We start from the raw sequence: 15,913 nt of genomic DNA on the forward strand, positions 1-15,913 counted from the left end.
ATTACACATTTAACAATAATTGGAAAAGCTAAATTTCAATCTTCTATATTTTTATAAAACAAGCGAATTAATTTACTATTTTTAGCCCCGAAAATTAAAAACAATAATACATGAGACTGAAAACTCTACTTCTTGCTGTATGTGTGGCAAGCACAACTGCTTTCGCGCAGAAAGTAAAATATTCTAAAGAGGATATCAAAAAAATGGAAACTTACCTTTTTAATGAAGGTTTTAATACTCCATCTCCTAAGAAAACATCTACCATCATCCTAAAAGACGGAACTACCTACAAAGGTTTCTGTAACAAGATTGAAACCAAAAAAGGACAGATCTACGAAGTCGCTATTAAAGACAGTGTTACCAAAAAGAATGCTACTTTCAATGCGGAACAGATCAATGAGATGTATGTATATCCAAGCAATGCGGAGAAGATTGCAAAAGTGGCAAAATACATGGGGAATATCAGAAATTTCGGAACTAAGAAATTGACGAAAAACACCAATAATGACAGAATTTATTTTGTCAACCAGACTGTTTCTCTAAAGAACAAAAAAGATGATAAGGAATTCCTGATGCAGGTTATCAATCCAGGTTTTGATGACATTATTTCAGTATACCACGATCCCAGGGCTAAAGAAACTACAGGGTTTTCTGTAATGGGTTCTCCACAGCTTGGAGGCGGAGTGATCAAGTCCTATTATGTAAAAAAGGGCAACAAAGTGATGTGGCTGCATAAAGATGATTTTGAAGACAATTATGATTTTCTTTTTGGAGACAATGCCGAATTTATGAAAAAGTATCCTAAAAATTCTGTGGAATGGGATTACTTTAGCTTTCTTGTAAGTGAATATACTGCAATGGCAAACGGATAAAATACTTTGAACCATAAAATAAAACCTGTAGAGTCATCTGCAGGTTTTCTTTTTTAAATAGGGAAAGTTTCCTTAATTTTGTTGTATGAATCCTTCTTTAGAACTACAGCTCAAAACCTTACCATCCGAACCCGGCGTTTATCGTTATTATGATAAAAATGAACAGCTATTGTATGTGGGGAAAGCTAAAAATCTGAAAAAGAGGGTTCTCTCTTATTTCAACAAAAACCTTTCCGGATACAGGATCAAAATAATGGTCAGCAAAATCCAGCGTCTGGAAACAACCATTGTAAACAGTGAATATGATGCCCTTTTACTGGAAAATAATCTGATCAAGGAGCACCAGCCGTTTTATAATGTCATGCTGAAAGATGACAAGACCTATCCATGGATCTGTATTAAAAATGAAGATTTTCCAAGAATTTTCCTGACCAGAAATGTAATTAAAGACGGATCCGAATATTACGGTCCGTATGCAAAGGTACGTCCTGCAAAGATTTTACTGGATACCATTAAGCATATTTACAAACTCAGAACCTGTAACCTGAATCTTTCTCCGGCCAAGATCGCAGAAGGAAAATATAAAGTGTGTCTGGAATATCATATCAAAAACTGTGAAGGCCCATGCGAAGATCTTGAAAGCAAAGAAGATTATGATGAAAAGATAGATGCCATCCGCGGAATTATTAAAGGAGATTTCCGGAAAGCCAAAGAGTATCTGGTGAATCAGATGATGAAGCTGGCTTCCAATCTTAAATTTGAAGAAGCCCAGATCATTAAGGAAAGGCTGGATATTCTTGAGGATTATCAGGCTAAAAACACTGTCGTAAACCCGAATATTGATGATGTGGATGTATTTGGAATGGCCAGTGATGAAACAGCGGCCTATGTTAATTTCTTTAAAATCCGAAACGGAAATATCATTCAGAGTTTCACTACAGAAATAAAAAAATCCTTGAAGAAACCGATGAGGATATTATGGAAGAAGCATTGATAGAAATCCGTCAGAAGTTTTCTTCCGATTCTAAAGAAGTTCTTTTACCTTTCCATTTATCTGTGGAAATTCCCAATGTAAAACTGATTGTTCCTAAAGTAGGAGATAAGAAAAGAATTGTAGAGCTTTCAGAAAAGAATGCTAAAGAATACCGTCTTGAAAAGCTGAAACAGGTTCAGATTGTAGACCCGGAAAGACATACCAACAGAATCATGGCCGAAATGCAGAAGCTTCTGAGAATGCCGGTAGAGCCAAGGCATATTGAAGGTTTTGATAACTCCAATATTCAGGGAACTAATCCTGTATCAGCATGTGTTGTTTTCAAAGACGGAAGACCAAGTAAAGCAGATTACCGGATTTTCCATCCGAAAACAGTGGAAGGACCTAATGACTTTGCAACAATGGAAGAGGTTATCTATCGCCGTTATAAAAGAATGCTTGATGAAGGTGAAAACCTTCCGCAGCTGATCCTGATAGACGGTGGAAAAGGACAGCTGTCTTCTGCAGTAAAAAGCCTGAGATTACTGGGGCTTTACGGAAAAATCACCATTGTAGGTATCGCCAAAAGACTGGAAGAGATTTTCTTCCCGGAAGATCCTATCCCGTTGTACCTGGATAAAAAATCTGAAACATTGAAAATCCTTCAGCGTGTACGTGATGAAGCTCACCGGTTCGGGGTAAAACATCACAGAACGAGAAGGAAAAACTCTACCATAAAATCTGAACTGGAAGAAATTCCTGGTGTGGGAGAAAAAACCATTGAACTGCTTCTGTCTAAACTGAAGTCTGTAAAACGCATCAAAGAAGCCAATCTGGAAACCCTTGAAGAAATTCTGGGGAAAAGTAAAGCTAAAGTAATCTGGGAGTTTTTTAATGCAAATTAATGAACAGCACAATGTTTTTAGTTTAATTTTTCCACAAATAACGTATCTATTTTTATGTGATCTTATATTGATTCCCTATTTCATCAATATGAGACAAAAAACCTATACTTCTTTAAATACAAAGAAAATATAACAACAAAAAACATCAATTAATAAATATTTTACTTAAAAACAGTATTATATGTATTTTTTTCATAAATTAGTATTATCAACTAATAACAGTAATACTATGAAGATTCTTCTGTTTTTATAAATCTGTTAAATTTTTGTTACTATTGTGGATGACACTAACTTCTATATTCAGGAAGTAAGGTTTCCCTATCAAAATTGAAAAACACATCAGCATATATATTATTAAAGGCTCTTTTTCAAGAGCCTTTATACTTATTGTTTAGAGTACTTTTATTATTTTGCTGCATACACTTCTTTAGCATATTTACCATCAGCCTGAGGAATATCAATCACGATATTTCCGTTTTCAAAGTAGCCTATGGTTGTAGTTCCGTCAGATAACTTTACAATGAAAACAGAATCCTTGGAAGTTGCCTTGAAAACAGCAAACGGCACTGAACTACCAGACTTTGCCAGAATAAACTGATTTGGATCAAGCTGTATTTTCTGCAATTCCAGCTTGCCATTCGAGTAATTGCTGGCTTCTGAATTTGAAGCAGATACAGCTGAAACAATTTCAGAAGATGTACGCTGAGCATTATTATCAGATGCCGGTAATAATGCAGCAGGATTAGAAACCGGGATTTTAATCATGGCTTCTCTTAATGCATCCTGCAGGCCTTCTTCAAACTCTTTGATTTTTGAGCCGCCCTTAGACTCTAAAATCATATTATTATTACAATCTTTAAACTGTACTATCAATTTATTTTTAAACAGATTTTTATCATTAATGATATCAGCAGTGACCACATTACAGAAATTACTTTTAGCTTCTGCAGGCCATCTATCTTTAATGACAGGCAGAATTATATACTTTTTCCCGGTCAAAGCCTTGGTGAAAAAGTTTTTCAACCCATAATCCTCCTTAAATGTTTCAAATTTTTCGGGAATAGCTACATATTTATAATCTGAAACCTTTTGTGCAAAAGCCATTGTAGAACATACGGCTAACACTACCATTGATAACTTTTTCATTTTAATTATTTTAATCATTTCTGAATGCTCCCATATCCAGCTTTAATGAGAAGAAATTGGAATAGAAGTTAGATCCGCCTATGCCAGAATTCGTAATCGCATAATCCAGTGTAAGCCCTCTGTACCTGATTCCAAGGCCTGCACTTGGCTGGAAAGAAACCTTTCTTTTAAGATCTTCTATATCTGTAATGGATTGGAATCTGTTGATCCCCAATCTCACAAAAATCATTTTCTGATATCCTAATTCAGCTCCTGCATAAGGGCTGATACTTGCAAAATCTGTTGAAATCAATGAAGCCGTTTTGGCAAAATCTACATTCAGTCCGGCTTCCGGAAGTACATATACACTGCTGTTGATTTCAAATAATTTACTGGCACCCACATTCAACTTAGGCATGGTAAGTTCCATTTTATCTTTTGGCGCCGGGTTGAATTCTTCTCCATTGACAACCGTTGAAAGTTCTTTTTGATTCACACTCCAGAAGTTTACAGTTGTAGTGATATCTCTCACCATTCCCCCGAATTTCCATCCGTTATCTGCCTTGTAAATTGCTCCCACATCGAAACCAAAACCATAACCATTGGCAAATTTCCCTACATTTCTATAAACAATTTTTGCGTTTACCCCAACATCTAATTTTGGATTTCCGCCCGGTCTGAAAGCATAGGAAAGAATAGCTGCATAATCGGATTGGGAGAATTTTGTAATTTTATCATAATCAATATTCCCTTCAGAATCAATCATCTGGGTTGTATTCAAAATATTATCTACCCCAAGTCTTACAACCGAAACCCCAAAAACACCTTCTTCCAGTACCTTTGCATAAGCCAGATAATCATATTTTGCAATGGATTCAAAGTATTCCGCGTGCATTGCAGCACCCTGCCAGTCTCTTTCCACAGACATCAAACCTGCCGGGTTCCACATGGGAGCGTACACATCATCCTGATTGGAAATGACGGCTCCTCCCATTGCAAGTCCTCTTGCTCCGGCTCCGATATTTAAAAATTCATTGGAATATTTTCTGATAATCTGAGATTGAGAGAGCCCAAACAGCAGTGAAAATGCAAATAAAAAATATTTTTTCATCATATAAATTTGATGCTTAGTTTAAGTTTTTAGTTTTTCTGGCTTTAATTAATCCATTTGCAATGATTGCCAGTATCATAACACCTGAAGCTATATAAAATATGGGGCTCATATGTTCTGATTCCCCAAAGATAAAAAAGCTAGTATAATTCCGTAGACAGGTTCCAAATTAACTGTTAAAATTAAAGTAAAAGGTGATATATACTTCATTAATTTTACTGACTCAAGCATTGGAAAAGCAGTAAAAACACTGGCTAACAAGCATATTAACGCCAAATCCCTGTAGTTTATTTCATTTATCTGAAAAATTTGTCCCGAAAGCAAATAAAATAGCATCAAAATAAACCAACCACAGAAAATTTCATAAAAAATAATGTTTCCTGAGCTTGTTTTTCCAAACATTTTTCCGTTAAAAACAGAAAAAATGGTCCCGAATACTGCACAGAGAATTCCGTAAATAATCCCTTCTTTAAAATGAAATTCCGTTTTGAAGATGAGTAAAATACAAGCCACGATAACTGCTCCCATCACCACCTCAGAGATATCAATTTTCCTTTTGAAAATAATGGGCTCCAGAACCGAGGCAAAGAGTGTAGATAAAGAAAGGCAGCTCAGTGCAATAGAGACATTGGAAACTTTAATAGAATAAAAGAAACAATACCAGTGCAGCGCCATCGCAAAACCTATGGCAGCCAGCTGAAAAAATATTTTTTGAAACCTTTATACTTTCCTTCTTAAAAACACGGATGAATACAAAAGAAAAACAGAGGCAAAAAGCATTCTGTAAAATACAAGGATCTGAGCATTGGCATGAATCAATTTTCCTAAAATTGCAGTGAACCCCCATAAAAAAACTATTAAATGCAGCCTGAAAAGTGCCAATTTATGCATACCCTATCTTCTTTTATTTTTAAGATGCAAATTTACAAATAGGCTTTCACAAATCTTATAAAAATTTCACTTCATTCTATAAGCTGTTATCAATTTTGTAATTGAGGTCATTTTATGTAATTTAAATTGGAGCATATATGCATATTATATTATTTTGCAGACTGTTTTCAGCATATTGTATTTTCATAGCCAAAAACAAAAAACCCTGAAAATTTGTTGAACTTTCAGGGCCTTCAAATAATAAACTATTAAAAAAATAAACTAGGAACTTAGAGTATTACAGGGACATTATCCCTCATTACTCTGACGTAAAGTTAGAAAAAACATAGCATAAAAAAGTATTTTTCTGTTAAATATTTCATAATTTAAAACACTAATAGACAAGCAATTATGACCATCTTAAAAAAAACTATTTTACCATTATTTTTCATCTTTTTTTCTTATTTTAAAAGCAATACCTTACCCGCAGCCGACTACCATCTTTTTATAGAAAATAAAGGGCAACTTACCGGAACAGGAGCCGATAAAATAAAATATTATTACAAAAATAAGTCTATCAATATTTATTTAATGAATAATAAAATCACTTACCAGCTTACTGATGGTAAGTTTAAAAGTCATCGAATAGATATTCAGCTAAAAAATTCAAATAAATTATCCTCAGTAAGTACTGAAGAAAAAAACGAAAGTCCGTTTTTCTTTTACAGTGATCATGAGAAACTTGAAACTTTTGGATATAAAAAAATAATATTTAAAGAAGTTTATAAAAATATAGACTGGATCGTCTACATCAATGAAAATCATATCAAGTATGATTTTGTTGTAAAGCCTGGCGGTAACCCTTCAGAGATTCAGCTGGAAGTAGATAACGCAAAAAAAATTTCCCTTTCAAAGGATGGGAGTCTTTCTTTAAATACCAAGCTTGGAAAGATTACAGAAAAAAAACCGGTTAGTTTTCAACAGTCAAAAGAAATCAGTACAAGCTTTAAGCTCAATAGAAATATTGTTAGTTTTTCAGTGGATGAATATGATAAAAGTAAAGACCTTGTCATAGATCCAAGTGTTGCCTGGAGTACTTATTACGGGGGCAGTTCCGATGATATTTTTTATAAAACCCTCCTTGATCAGCAAGGGAACTTATATGCTCTTGGTAAGAGTTCCTCTACAGGAATGGCCTCAGGGGGCTTTCAGAATACTTTAGGAGGGCAGACTGATGGACTAATCGTTAAATTCAATCCCGCTGGACAAAGATTATGGTCTACTTATTTCGGGGGAAGCGGTAACGAAAATTTTATAGGAGCAGCTATTGACAGTAATAATAACCTGATCGCTTCAGGCTGGACCTCTTCTTCATCCAATATAGCCTATCAGGGACATCAAAGTTTTTTTGGAGGTGGAGCTGTTGATGCTCTTATTGCTAAATTTGATCCGGATGGAAACAGGATCTGGAGTTCTTATTATGGGGGTACAAATATGGATTATGGATGGCATTGTGCAGTGGATTCCAATAACAATATTTATTTATCCGGATATACATTTTCTACAACCAATATTGCGAATGCCGGCCATCAGAACACATTGGGAGGAAGCAGTGACGGTTTCCTTGTTAAATTCAACAGCAATGGGATAAGACAATGGGGAACCTATTATGGAGGTAATGAATCTGATGAAGCTGAGGCCTGCGCAGTAGATGAGAACGATAATGTTTATATAGCTGGTGTTACCCGCTCCACAACCAATATCGCTACTTCAGGAACCCATAAACCTGTTTTTTCGGATACTCAGGATGCTATGCTGGTGAAATTCAATTCCAATGGAGTAAGACTATGGGGTACCTATTTCGGGGGAGATTCTATGGAATATTTTAACAATATTAAAATCCGCAATAATGAAATTTACGCTGTAGGTGCCACTTATTCAAACAATAATATTTCCTACAACGGCTTTCAAAGTACATATGGTGGAAATATTGATGCTATGCTGGTCAAATTCAGTTCAGACGGAGCTCGCATAATGAGCACTTATTATGGTGGTGAACAAGCAGATGTCGGCAACGATCTTACTTTCGGAAGCAACGGGGAGATTTATCTTTTGGGTCAGACAAGCTCTACTACAGGAATTGCTTATCAGGGGTATGATAACACATTTAATGGTGGCTATGCTGATGCTTTTGTAGCAAAATTCAATGGAAACAACAGAGAATGGGCAACTTATTTCGGAGGGACCAGTAATGACCAACCCTATTCTATTTCTGTAGATGCCCAGAAGAATATCTATTTTGCAGGTTATACAAGTTCTACCAGTGGTATTGCATTTAATGGATTTTCCAACACATATGGAGGAGGAAGTTTTGATGCCTTTCTTACCAAACTTGCAGACAATACACTTGGCATCTCAGAATCAAACCATACTGAGGCACGAATATATCCTAATCCTGTTGCAGATGATTTACATTTAAGTTTTAATAAAAAAATACTTGAAGTATCCGTCTATTCAATGGAAGGAAATAAAACATTCTTCAAAAACATAAATACGAGTCATACTAAAATTAATATGAGTAATTTAGCGAAAGGCTATTATATTGTTGAAATACTGTTAGAAGACAACAGTAAAGCAGTCAGAAAAGTATTAAAAAAATAAATCTAAATAAGTATATGGACATTGAATTCAATAAACGTGAAGATCAGAACAGACTAAAATTATCTGAAATAAATCGCTTACTTACTGAGATCAAAAAAGGAGGTGGTGAGAAGAGGCTTCAAAAGCTTCGTGATGAAGGAAAAATGACAGCAAGAGAAAGAATAGATTATCTTCTCGATAAAGATTCTGATTCCATAGAAGTAGGAGCATTTGCGGGATATGACATGTATAAGGAGCACGGGGGATGCCCTAGCGGAGGAGTTGTAGTAGTTATCGGCTACGTTTCCGGAAGACAATGTATTATTGTTGCTAATGATGCTTCTGTGAAGGCTGGCGCATGGTTTCCTATCACCGGAAAGAAAAACCTGAGAGCCCAGGAAATTGCCATGGAAAACAGGCTTCCCATTATTTACCTGGTAGACTCTGCAGGGGTTTATCTTCCTATGCAGGATGAAATTTTCCCGGATAAAGAACATTTCGGAAGAATCTTCAGAAATAATGCTAAAATGAGTTCCATGGGAATCATCCAGATCTCTGCCGTTATGGGAAGTTGTGTGGCTGGAGGTGCTTACCTTCCCATTATGAGCGACGAGGCTATGATTGTAGATAAAACGGGTTCTATTTTCCTTGCCGGAAGCTATCTTGTAAAGGCTGCTATCGGGGAAAGTATAGATAACGAAAGATTGGGTGGTGCTACCACTCACTGCTCTATTTCAGGCGTTACCGATTATAAAGCGAAAGACGACAAAGATGCTTTGAACAGAATCAAAAATATCATGAAATCTATCGGAACAACTGAGAAAGCCGGTTTCGACAGAATAGAAAGCTTTCCGCCAAAAGAAAATCCTGAAAACATCTTTGGGATCATGCCGGTATCCAGAGCTGAACAATATGACACCTACGAAATTATCAAATGCATTGTGGATAACTCTGAATATGAAGAATACAAGCCTGATTATGGCAAAAGCATTATCTGTGCAACAGCAAGAGTTGACGGCTGGTCTGTAGGAATTGTAGCCAATCAGAGAAAACTGGTAAAAAGCGGTAAGGGTGAAATGCAGTTCGGGGGAGTAATCTATTCTGATTCTGCCGATAAAGCTACAAGATTTATTGCCAACTGTAACCAAAGGAAGATCCCTTTAATCTTCTTACAGGATGTTACCGGATTTATGGTAGGTTCCAAGTCAGAACATGGTGGAATCATCAAAGACGGTGCTAAAATGGTAAATGCAGTTTCCAATTCCGTAGTTCCTAAGTTTACCATTATTACCGGGAATTCTTATGGAGCAGGTAATTACGCAATGTGCGGAAAAGCTTATGACCCGAGATTAATTGTGGCGTGGCCTTGGGCTGATCTCGCAGTAATGGGTGGAGCGCAAGCCGCAAAGGTGTTAGCCCAGATTCAGGAATCAACGTTAAAGAAACAAGGAAAAGAAATTTCAGAAGAAGAGCACAACGAAATTCTGGATACTATCTCAAAGAAATATCAGAAACAAACCGAGGCTACCTATGCAGCGGCAAGATTATGGACAGATGCTATTATCAATCCGGCGGATACAAGAAAATGGATTTCTATGGGAATTGAAGCAGCAAACCATTCTCCTATTACAGAAAAATTCAATCTGGGAGTAATTCAGGTCTGATAAAACAATAACAAAATAAAAATACGGCTATCTCAGTTTGAGATAGCCGTATTTATTTATACTTAAAACCAGTTTTATCCTTAGGAGCTTTTTCCCGCTATCCATTCCTACTCCTCGTGCCTGCGCTGCCACCCTGAGCGAAGCCGGAGGGTCTCAGCGCTTGCTGCGGGGTAACCATTGCTATCGGGGCTATGATGATGAATGGATGATGAATGATAAGTTATTAATGATGGGAACCGGGGTTCGGGATACGGGTTCCGGGGTATGTGCTTCTGAGTTTTAAGCCATACCATAAATTATAATGTTGTAAACCGTGGGTTATAATGCTTCTGTCTCAATGGTCTTAATCCTGTTCCACTTATGTCATTCCGCAGGAATCCAGGCTTAGTTATCAGAGCTTCAAGGTCCCAGAGTTGAGTGGTCAAAGGCTTTGGATGGTTAAGATTTATAATGAACTATAATTTCAAATGTAAAATGCATTGTTTAGACTCCTGCGGAGTGACAGGGGGTATGTGATGAGTGGTAATGATAAACGATGAATGATAAGTTATTAATGATGGGAACCGGGGTTCGGGATACGGGTTCTGTGGTATGTGTTTCTGAGATTTAAGCCATACCATAAATTATAAAATTGTAAACCGTGGGTTATAATGCTTCTGTCTCAATGGTCTTACCCTGTTCCAATTATGTCATTCCGCAGGAATCCAGACTTAGTTATCAGAGCTTCAGGGTCTCAAAGTTGAGTGGTCAAAGGCTTTGGATGCTTAAGATTTATAATGAACTATAATTTCAAATGTAAATGGCTTGTTTAGACTCCTGCGGAGTGACAACGTGGAGGGAATGATAAACGGTAATAATGACAGCAGTACATCATTTACTGATAAGAGATCAATGATGAATGATGTTACAAGACTCGGGATACGGGTTCCGGGTATGGATTTCTGGGATTTGGGATGGAACTAATAAAGAGTTATAAAACATGGGTTATAATGCTTCTGTCTCAATGGTCTTAATCCTGTTCCACTTATGTCATTCCGCAGGAATCCAGGCTTAGTTATCAGAGCTTCAGGGTCCCAGAGTTGAGTGGTCAAAGGCTCTGAATGTTGAAGATTTATAATGAACTATAATTTCAAATGTAAAATGCATTGTTTAGACTCCTGCGGAGTGACAACGTGGAGGGAATGATAAACGGTAATAGTGACAGCAGTACATCATTTACTGATAAGAGATCAATGATGAATGATGTTACAAGACTCGGGATACGGGTTCCGGGTATGGATTTCTGGGGTTTGGGATGGAACTAATAAAGAGTGATACACTGTGAGTTATAAATACCCTCTGTCTCAATGGTCTTACCCCTGTTCTAGTTGTCTCATTCCGCAGGAATCCAGGCTTAGTTATCAGAGCTTCAGGGTCCCAGAGTTGAGTGGTCAAAGGCTTTGGATGTTGAAGATTTATAATGAACTATAATTTCAATGTAAAATGCATTGTTTAGACTCCTGCGGAGTGACAAGGGGGTATGTGATGAGTGGTAAATGATAAACGATGAATGATTAGTTATTAATGATGGGAACCGGGGTTCGGGATACGGGTTCCGGGGTATGTGCTTCTGAGTTTTAAGCCATACCATAAATTATAAAGTTGAAACCATGGGTTATAATGCTTCTGTCTCAATGGCCTTAATCCTGTTCCAATTATGTCATTCCGCAGGAATCCAGACTTAGTTAGCAGAGCTTCAGGGTCCCAGAGTTGAGTGGTCATAAAAGCTCTGAATGTTGAAGATTATAAATGAACTATAATTTCAATGTAAATGCATTGTTTAGACTCCTGCGGAGTGACAAGGGAGGATGTGATGAGTGGTAAATGATAAACGATGAATGACAAGTTATTAATGATGGAACCGGGGTTCGGGATACGGGTTCCGGGGTATGTGCTTCTGAGATTTGGGATGGAACTAATAAAGAGTTATGCACCGTGAGTTATAAATACCCTCTGTTTCAATGGCCTTAATCCTGTTCCAGTTGTGTCATTCCGCAGGAATCCAGACTTAGTTATCAGAGCTTCAGGTCCCGAAGTTGAGTGGTCAAAGGCTCTGAATGCTTAAGATTTATAATGAACTATAATTTCAAATGTAAATCCATTGTTTAGACTCCTGCGGAGTGACAACGTGGAGGGAATGATAAACGGTAATAGTGACAGCAGTACATCATTTACTGATAAGAGATCAATGATGAATGATGTTACAAGACCCGGGATACGGGTTCCGGGGTATGGATTTCTGGGTTTGGGATGGAACTAATAAAGAGTTATACACCGTAAGTTATAAATACCCTCTGTTTCAATGGCCTTACCCCTGTTCCAATTATGTCATTCGCAGGAATCCAGGCTTAGTTATCAGAGCTTCAGGGTCCCAGAGTTGAGTGGTCATAAAGGCTTTGGATGCTTAAGATTTATAATGAACTATAATTTCAAATGTAAATGCATTGTTTAGACTCCTGCGGAGTGACAACGTGGGATAAACGATGAATGATGAACAATAAACGATGAATGATAAATGATGAATGATAAATGATGAATGATAAATAATGAGTGATTGGTGTATCGTTTATCATTCATCAATTATTACTCATTACTCATTACTCATAGCTTAAGCCTGTCTTGGGTATAAAGCAAAAAAATCCTTTATCGTTATGATAAAGGATTTTTAAAAATAAAATAAAAACTGGCGGCGGCCTACTCTCCCGCGTTAGCAGTACCATCGGCGCTGGTGGGCTTAACTTCTGTGTTCGGAATGGGAACAGGTGAGCCCCACCGCTAAAACCACCCTAAAGAAGGTATATAAGATATCAGAGGGGAGATCTCAGATTTCAGATTGTATGGTCTGTTATCTGATGTCTTACATCTGACATCTGTTTTAAGCGATAAAAACTTTCACAAAGACAAAACCTTTTCTGCGCATAAAGAACTTGTCTTTTTATTTTCGATACAGTAACCATAGACTATAAATCTACGGGTAATTAGTACTACTCGGCTATGACATTACTGTCTTTACACCTGTAGCCTATCAACGTCGTCATCTACAACGACCCTTAAAAGATGTCTCATCTTGAGGCGAGTTTCGCACTTATATGCTTTCAGTGCTTATCTCTTCCAAACGTAGCTACTCAGCGGTGCACCTGGCGGTACAACTGATACACCAGAGGTTTGTTCAATTCGGTCCTCTCGTACTAGAATCAAGCCCTCTCAAACATCTAACGCCCGCAATAGATAGAGACCGAACTGTCTCACGACGTTCTGAACCCAGCTCGCGTGCCACTTTAATGGGCGAACAGCCCAACCCTTGGGACCTTCTCCAGCCCCAGGATGTGACGAGCCGACATCGAGGTGCCGAACCTCCCCGTCGATGTGAGCTCTTGGGGGAGACTAGCCTGTTATCCCCGGAGTACCTTTTATCCTATGAGCGATGGCCCTTCCATACGGAACCACCGGATCACTATGTCCTGCTTTCGCACCTGATCGACTTGTAGGTCTCACAGTCAAGCACCCTTATGCCATTACACTCTACGCACGGTTACCAAGCGTGCTGAGGGTACCTTTGAAAGCCTCCGTTACTCTTTTGGAGGCGACCACCCCAGTCAAACTACCCACCACGCAATGTCCTTCCATAGGAAGTTAGGCTCCAAGTAAGTAAAGGGTGGTATTTCAACGACGGCTCCACAAACACTAGCGTGCCTGCTTCAAAGCCTCCCACCTATCCTACACATTACTTACTCAAAGTCAATACGAAGTTATAGTAAAGGTTCACAGGGTCTTTTCGTCCCATTGCGGGTAATCGGCATCTTCACCGATACTACAATTTCACCGAGCTCGTGGCTGAGACAGTGCCCAGATCGTTACACCATTCGTGCAGGTCGGAACTTACCCGACAAGGAATTTCGCTACCTTAGGACCGTTATAGTTACGGCCGCCGTTTACTGGGGCTTCAGTCAATGCCTTCGCTTACGCTAAGCACCTTCCTTAACCTTCCAGCACCGGGCAGGTGTCAGACCCTATACAGCATCTTTCGATTTAGCAGAGTCCTGTGTTTTTGATAAACAGTCGCCTGGGCCTCTTCACTGCGGCCACCATTGCTGATGGCGTCTCTTCTTCCGAAGTTACGAGACTATTTTGCCTAGTTCCTTAGCCACGACTCACTCGAGCACCTTAGGATTCTCTCCTCGACCACCTGTGTCGGTTTTGGTACGGGTTGCTTCACTTCGGCTTTTCTTGGATCAGATTACTCTACAGCAGCTTCGCCCGAAGGCTAGGCCTTGACTATTCCGTCAGTCTCCAGCAGATACATCCAACCGTCCCCTTTTATTGTGAGCAAGTCAGGGAATATTAACCCTGTGTCCATCCACTACCCCTCTCGGGTTCGCGTTAGGTCCCGACTAACCCTCAGCTGATTAGCATGGCTGAGGAAGCCTTGGTCTTTCGGTGAGCAGGTTTCTCGCCTGCTTTATCGTTACTTATGCCTACATTTTCTTTTCTATCCGCTCCACAATACCTCACAGTACTGCTTCGGCGCAAATAGAATGCTCTCCTACCAGATATAATAATTATAAATCCATAGCTTCGGTAATATGTTTATGCCCGATTATTATCCATGCCGGACCGCTCGACTAGTGAGCTGTTACGCACTCTTTAAATGAATGGCTGCTTCCAAGCCAACATCCTAGCTGTCAATGCAGTCCAACCGCGTTGTTTCAACTTAACATATATTTGGGGACCTTAGCTGTTGGTCTGGGTTCTTTCCCTCTCGGACATGGACCTTAGCACCCATGCCCTCACTGCCGACGAACATTTATTAGCATTCGGAGTTTGTCAGGAATTGGTAGGCGGTGAAACCCCCGCATCCAATCAGTAGCTCTACCTCTAATAAACTTAACATCGACGCTGCACCTAAATGCATTTCGGAGAGTACGAGCTATCTCCCAGTTTGATTGGCCTTTCACCCCTACCCACAGGTCATCCGAAGACTTTTCAACGTCAACCGGTTCGGTCCTCCACTCTGTGTTACCAGAGCTTCAACCTGCCCATGGGTAGATCACAAGGTTTCGCGTCTAATCCTACTAACTCACCGCCCTATTCAGACTCGCTTTCGCTTCGGCTCCGGTACTTAATACCTTAACCTCGCTAGTAAAATTAACTCGTAGGCTCATTATGCAAAAGGCACGCCGTCACAGCTTAATGCTGCTCCGACCGCTTGTAGGCGTACGGTTTCAGGTTCTATTTCACCCTTCTATTCGAAGTGCTTTTCACCTTTCCTTCACAGTACTTGTTCACTATCGGTCTTTCAGGAGTATTTAGCCTTGGAGGATGGTCCCCCCATATTCAGACAGGATTTCACGTGTCCCGCCCTACTCATTTATCATCAATATATACCTTTCGAATACCGGGCTATCACCGTCTTTGGCTGTTCTTTCCAGAACATTCTTCTAAATATATAAAGACTTTTGGGCTAATCCGCTTTCGCTCGCCACTACTTACGGAATCTCTTCGATTTCTTTTCCTCCGGGTACTTAGATGTTTCAGTTCTCCGGGTTTGCTCCTCTTACGAGGTGACATATCTTCAATATGCCGGGTTGCCCCATTCGGATATCTGCGGATCAATTCGTGTGTGCCAATCCCCGCAGCTTTTCGCAGCTTACCACGTCCTTCGTCGCCTCTGAAAGCCTAGGCATCCGCCATACGCCCTTAACGATTTCTTTCCT

General features: G+C 39.0%; 8 protein-coding genes, 2 rRNA genes and 2 pseudogenes. 7 read left to right on the forward strand and 5 right to left on the reverse strand.

Going from position 1 to position 15,913, the window contains the following annotated elements; genetic code table 11:
- Positions 1 to 110 precede the first annotated feature (110 nt).
- A complete protein-coding gene (locus OWR28_RS19275; protein WP_332388100.1) occupies positions 111 to 872 on the forward strand; it encodes a hypothetical protein in 762 nt (253 codons plus the stop codon).
- A gap of 85 nt (positions 873 to 957) precedes the next feature.
- Positions 958 to 2,750 (forward strand): annotated as a pseudogene (uvrC, locus tag OWR28_RS19280) (excinuclease ABC subunit UvrC).
- 405 nt (positions 2,751 to 3,155) lie between these two features.
- Here uvrC and OWR28_RS19285 read toward each other — a convergent pair.
- From OWR28_RS19285 to OWR28_RS27155, 3 genes and pseudogenes are all read right to left on the reverse strand, one after another.
- On the reverse strand, positions 3,156 to 3,896 hold the full coding sequence (locus OWR28_RS19285; protein ID WP_332388101.1) for a hypothetical protein: 741 nt from the start codon (positions 3,894 to 3,896) through the stop codon (positions 3,156 to 3,158).
- Positions 3,897 to 3,906: 10 nt separating this feature from the next.
- A complete protein-coding gene (locus tag OWR28_RS19290) occupies positions 3,907 to 4,989 on the reverse strand; it encodes a putative type IX sorting system protein PorV2 (protein WP_002983666.1) in 1,083 nt (360 codons plus the stop codon).
- 13 nt (positions 4,990 to 5,002) lie between these two features.
- Positions 5,003 to 5,877, reverse strand: a pseudogene (locus OWR28_RS27155) (DMT family transporter).
- A gap of 390 nt (positions 5,878 to 6,267) precedes the next feature.
- On the opposite strand from OWR28_RS27155, the gene OWR28_RS19305 reads away from it, so the two are divergent.
- The 5 genes from OWR28_RS19305 to OWR28_RS19325 all read left to right on the forward strand — a co-directional run bounded on the left by OWR28_RS19305 (position 6,268) and on the right by OWR28_RS19325 (position 12,459).
- On the forward strand, positions 6,268 to 8,517 hold the full coding sequence (locus tag OWR28_RS19305) for a DUF7948 domain-containing protein (protein WP_332388102.1): 2,250 nt from the start codon (positions 6,268 to 6,270) through the stop codon (positions 8,515 to 8,517).
- A 14-nt stretch (positions 8,518 to 8,531) separates the two neighbouring features.
- Entirely contained in the window at positions 8,532 to 10,160 is a 1,629-nt protein-coding gene (locus OWR28_RS19310; protein WP_332388103.1) for a carboxyl transferase domain-containing protein, read from the forward strand.
- An 840-nt stretch (positions 10,161 to 11,000) separates the two neighbouring features.
- Complete coding sequence (locus OWR28_RS19315) at positions 11,001 to 11,123, forward strand: hypothetical protein (RefSeq protein ID WP_332388104.1); 123 nt, start codon at positions 11,001 to 11,003, stop codon at positions 11,121 to 11,123.
- Positions 11,124 to 11,341: 218 nt separating this feature from the next.
- Positions 11,342 to 11,464, forward strand: coding sequence for a hypothetical protein (locus tag OWR28_RS19320; RefSeq protein ID WP_332388105.1), 123 nt, complete (start codon positions 11,342 to 11,344; stop codon positions 11,462 to 11,464).
- Between the two features lie 872 nt (positions 11,465 to 12,336).
- Entirely contained in the window at positions 12,337 to 12,459 is a 123-nt protein-coding gene (locus OWR28_RS19325) for a hypothetical protein (RefSeq protein ID WP_332388107.1), read from the forward strand.
- 421 nt (positions 12,460 to 12,880) lie between these two features.
- Here the strand turns inward: OWR28_RS19325 and rrf are convergent.
- Positions 12,881 to 12,988: ribosomal RNA gene (rrf, locus tag OWR28_RS19330) — 5S ribosomal RNA — on the reverse strand.
- A 169-nt stretch (positions 12,989 to 13,157) separates the two neighbouring features.
- Positions 13,158 to 15,910 (reverse strand): 23S ribosomal RNA (locus OWR28_RS19335).
- Positions 15,911 to 15,913 lie beyond the last annotated feature (3 nt).

This window comes from Chryseobacterium sp. 1B4 (genome assembly GCF_036631475.1).
GTDB lineage: Bacteria > Bacteroidota > Bacteroidia > Flavobacteriales > Weeksellaceae > Chryseobacterium.

What these genes read in the sequence shown, in the direction of transcription:
- OWR28_RS19320 (WP_332388105.1), top strand. Translation starts at nt 11,342, where the DNA reads ATGATAAACGGTAATAGTGACAGCAGTACATCATTTACTGATAAGAGA.
- OWR28_RS19275 (WP_332388100.1), top strand. Translation starts at nt 111, where the DNA reads ATGAGACTGAAAACTCTACTTCTTGCTGTATGTGTGGCAAGCACAACT.
- OWR28_RS19315 (WP_332388104.1), top strand. Translation starts at nt 11,001, where the DNA reads ATGATAAACGGTAATAATGACAGCAGTACATCATTTACTGATAAGAGA.
- OWR28_RS19325 (WP_332388107.1), top strand. Translation starts at nt 12,337, where the DNA reads ATGATAAACGGTAATAGTGACAGCAGTACATCATTTACTGATAAGAGA.
- OWR28_RS19310 (WP_332388103.1), top strand. Translation starts at nt 8,532, where the DNA reads ATGGACATTGAATTCAATAAACGTGAAGATCAGAACAGACTAAAATTA.
- OWR28_RS19305 (WP_332388102.1), top strand. Translation starts at nt 6,268, where the DNA reads ATGACCATCTTAAAAAAAACTATTTTACCATTATTTTTCATCTTTTTT.
- OWR28_RS19290 (WP_002983666.1), bottom strand. Translation starts at nt 4,989, where the DNA reads ATGATGAAAAAATATTTTTTATTTGCATTTTCACTGCTGTTTGGGCTC.
- OWR28_RS19285 (WP_332388101.1), bottom strand. Translation starts at nt 3,896, where the DNA reads ATGAAAAAGTTATCAATGGTAGTGTTAGCCGTATGTTCTACAATGGCT.